The sequence below is a fragment of the Pseudovibrio sp. POLY-S9 genome, from assembly GCF_001431305.1.
Taxonomy (GTDB): domain Bacteria; phylum Pseudomonadota; class Alphaproteobacteria; order Rhizobiales; family Stappiaceae; genus Pseudovibrio.
Genome location: NZ_LCWX01000099.1, coordinates 1 through 3,337, shown reverse-complemented (window position 1 = coordinate 3,337; position 3,337 = coordinate 1). Strand labels below are relative to the sequence as shown.

Annotated in this window: 3 protein-coding genes; all 3 read left to right on the top strand. The window is 51.7% G+C overall.

Annotation, left to right across the window (positions count from 1 at the left end; translation table 11 throughout):
- Window positions 1–852: stage II sporulation protein M (locus PPL9_RS08700; protein ID WP_082596677.1), on the top strand; the 852-nt coding region annotated here is incomplete at its 5' end.
- Entirely contained in the window at window positions 849–1,769 is a 921-nt protein-coding gene (locus PPL9_RS08695; protein ID WP_057462341.1) for an RDD family protein, read from the top strand. The genes PPL9_RS08700 and PPL9_RS08695, both read left to right, overlap by 4 nt.
- Window positions 1,770–1,891: 122 nt before the next feature.
- The gene (locus PPL9_RS08690; RefSeq protein ID WP_057462340.1) at window positions 1,892–2,665 is read left to right on the top strand and encodes a hypothetical protein; all 774 of its coding nucleotides are present in this window, start codon (window positions 1,892–1,894) and stop codon (window positions 2,663–2,665) included.
- The last annotated feature ends 672 nt before the right edge of the window (window positions 2,666–3,337 follow it).

The window sequence follows — 3,337 nt, the reverse complement described above, 5'->3', positions numbered from 1 at the left end:
TACCGGCAAGCCACAACTTCACTGGCCATTGCCCGGGAAATCTCGCTGGATCAGGCGCTTCTGAACTATCTTGAAGCCCTCACAGCGCGGGCCTACCTGTCAGTTTACGCCCCGCAGGAACGACTGGGCGGGCTGTTCCGCAAGTTTTTCCTGCAAGGTGCCCCGCAGGCGATGCGCCGGTCATGGCTGTTCATCGCAATAGGTTTTCTTTGCATGGGGCTAGGTGTGTTGGTCGGCTATATGCTCTTTCTGGAAAACCCGGGCTGGTATCATGTGTTCATGCCGGCAGAGCTTGCTGGCGGTCGTGGCCCGTCTTCGACTGCTGATGAACTGCGCCGGGTGATTTATGAGGAGAACCCATCCGCTTCAGGTCTGGGCGCTCTTGCAACTACATTGTTCTCACACAACACTCGTATTGCCATTTTTATATTTGGGCTTGGGGTTTTCCTCTGCGCCCCGGCAATCCTTCTGACATTCTACAATGGTTTGGTTCTGGGTGCCTTTTATGCGCTGCATACGGAGCGCGGGTTGGGCATCGATCTGGGCGGCTGGCTGTCTATACATGGGGTCACCGAAATCTCTGCGATCTGCATTGCTTGCGGCGGCGGATTGCAATTAGGTGCAGCGGTACTGTTTCCCGGCGATAAGACCCGCAGTCAATCGTTGCACCACGCAGGACGGGACGCGACGAAACTGGCACTGGTCGCTGCCATTATGTTGATCGCAGCTGCTCTTCTGGAGGGTTTTGGCCGTCAGCTCGTTCAACATACAGCCACACGCTATGCACTCGGCTGGGGAATAGGCCTTTGCTGGCTCGCCTGGTTCGGATTGGGTGGAAAGGCGCGACTATGAAGCTGAGATGGCAGAAGAACGCTAAGGCTAGACCGCCAGTTGGAGAGTTGGTGCCGCCAGAGGGCGTGCCTCTGAAGCTAAAAGTAGCAGGGCTGGGAGTGCGGTTGGCTGCGCAGATCACGGATGTTATTCTTACTTTGATTGCCGCACTCTGCTTGCTAATCCTTGTTGCTTCTCTTGGGTTTAGTTCACCAGAAACGCTCATAGCAATCGGCAGCCTGATGTTCTTCATCATACGGGTACCTTACTACGTTATGTCCGAACTTGCCTGGAACGGCCAGACTCTCGGCAAACGCCTGATGAAGATCAAGGTTGTACCGCACGATGGAACATCGCTTAGCACTCATTCATTGGTGATGCGCAACCTTATGAAGGAAGCTGAGATTTTCCTGCCTATTACTCTACTGCTGTCGATTGATAAGGCTTCCCCGCTGACTTCAGGCTTGGCCCTTTGCTGGATCGCCGCCGGTTTTATGGTTCCGCTCTGCAATCGGTATCGTCAAAGGTTAGGTGACTTGATAGCGGGCACCCATGTCATCCACCTGCCGGTGCCTGTGCTGCTGATAGACCTAGCCGATCAATCTGTAACGCAACTGCCTAAAAGGGAAGAGTTCGTCTTTCTTATGCATCAGCTCGAACACTACGGTGCTTATGAACTGCAAACCCTCGAAAGCCTATTACGTGCACAAGGGATAGCAACGGGATCGGGGAGCAATCATAGACAAGGGGCTACCATTGAAGCAGTGGTCGAGAAGATTCGGCACAAAATTGATTATGCTGACAAGGTGCCCACAGCAAAGAGGCTGGAGTTTTTGAGAGCATTTTACAATGCGCAACGCGCGCATTTGGAACAGCGTCAGCTGTTTGGTGAGCGGCGTAACGATAAATATTATGCCAAAGAAGACATTTTACTCTAAGGCAACAACATTATATATGCTGCCCTTTTTAGTTTTTAAAATAGTACGACACACTCAATGGGTGTATCTATAGAGACAAAGTACCCTAACGTTAGATAATGAATCAAGGCTAAAGGATAACCATGACCAGTACAACAGATATCGGTAGCCGTATGTCTCTTGGCGTCGGCGCCATCATCGGCGAGAGCTTCTCAATTTTTTTTAGAAACCTTATCTCGATCGCCCTTATGGCGCTGGTGCCCAGTATGCTGAGCCTGCTCGCCAGTAGCGCACTGGTTGGGCTTGATGTAGCGTTGGGCACCGCCGATCCCGAATTCAGCACATCATTCGGTTTTGGGGCTTGGGGAATGGCGATAGTGCTGCAAATCTCTTTCTACAGCTTGACGACCGCACTGCTTGTCCAACTGGCTTATGATGCAAAGCTTGGGCGGAGGATCCAGCTTGGCCGCTATGTCACACCGGCCATCCGGGCTGCTATTCCGATTGCCATTCTGTCCCTGATTGCTGGCGTATTGGCGGGAGTTGCAATGATCGCGCTGATAATTCCCGGCCTTTGGGTGTATGCCGTATTTTCTATGATCGCCCCGGCGGTTGTAATCGAACGAGTCGGTTTCGGTGGCCTTGGGAGAAGTTCAGAACTAACCAAAGAATACCGCTGGCCGATCCTTGGCCTACTGATTTTGATCGGTATTTTTATCGGCATTTTTCAATACGTTGCGGGCTTTGCTGCAGACCTTACTGTTGGCTCGGGACAGTTCGTAGCAATGCTTGCTTATCTAATCCCTTCGACTCTCGGGGCCGGCCTGAGTGGCGTTTCCGTTGCATTGATCTATGCAAGACTGCGTGAGATCAAAGAAGGCGTGACTGTAGATCAGATCGCGCTGGTTTTCGAGTAACGCACAAATCAGACGGGCTCCGCAAGTGAAACACAGCTGTATGCCAACAGTCTCTGAAAAGCGAGGGAGGATAAAACCGCCCTCTTTTCCGCTTCACGGCAGTCTGAGCAAAATAGAGTGTAGTTCACAGAGCCGATAGAGAGTAGGGCTTGATGAAACAAGAAAACTCGGTGCGCTGACCGGTCTAGATGAAATCTTGGGCAGACATGCCAGGAACCAGTTATTTGCCATCCGGTTTGGGCAGTTTTCTCTTCAGGATCTAGAGGCGGACAGTGTAGTAAACCTATCTTATGACCTGATCGCGGATTAATTCTTGAGAACCGGGCAACACGCGAGCGTTCAGCTCCGGAGTTGTGAACTGATCTACATTCGTTGGTGGAACATGGGCCTCAATCATCAGATCACTGTCTTTGGCACCACCTGCAAAAGCACATCGCCCGGTGCAAACACACCGCCAACAATATGTCGATTAAGATCAACCTATGATTGAGGTTATACACTAGCTGGAAGCGCCTAAATTTAGGTCCAATGTCTGCAAATGGTCAGCTGCTACGTGCCGGGAATGTCTAGAAAATTGGGCCACAAGCATGCGTAATCGGGCTCGTCCTTCACGAGAGGTCAGCTCCTGTTAAGATCGCAGCATATTGCTGCGAGGATGGGAGAGCACCATGG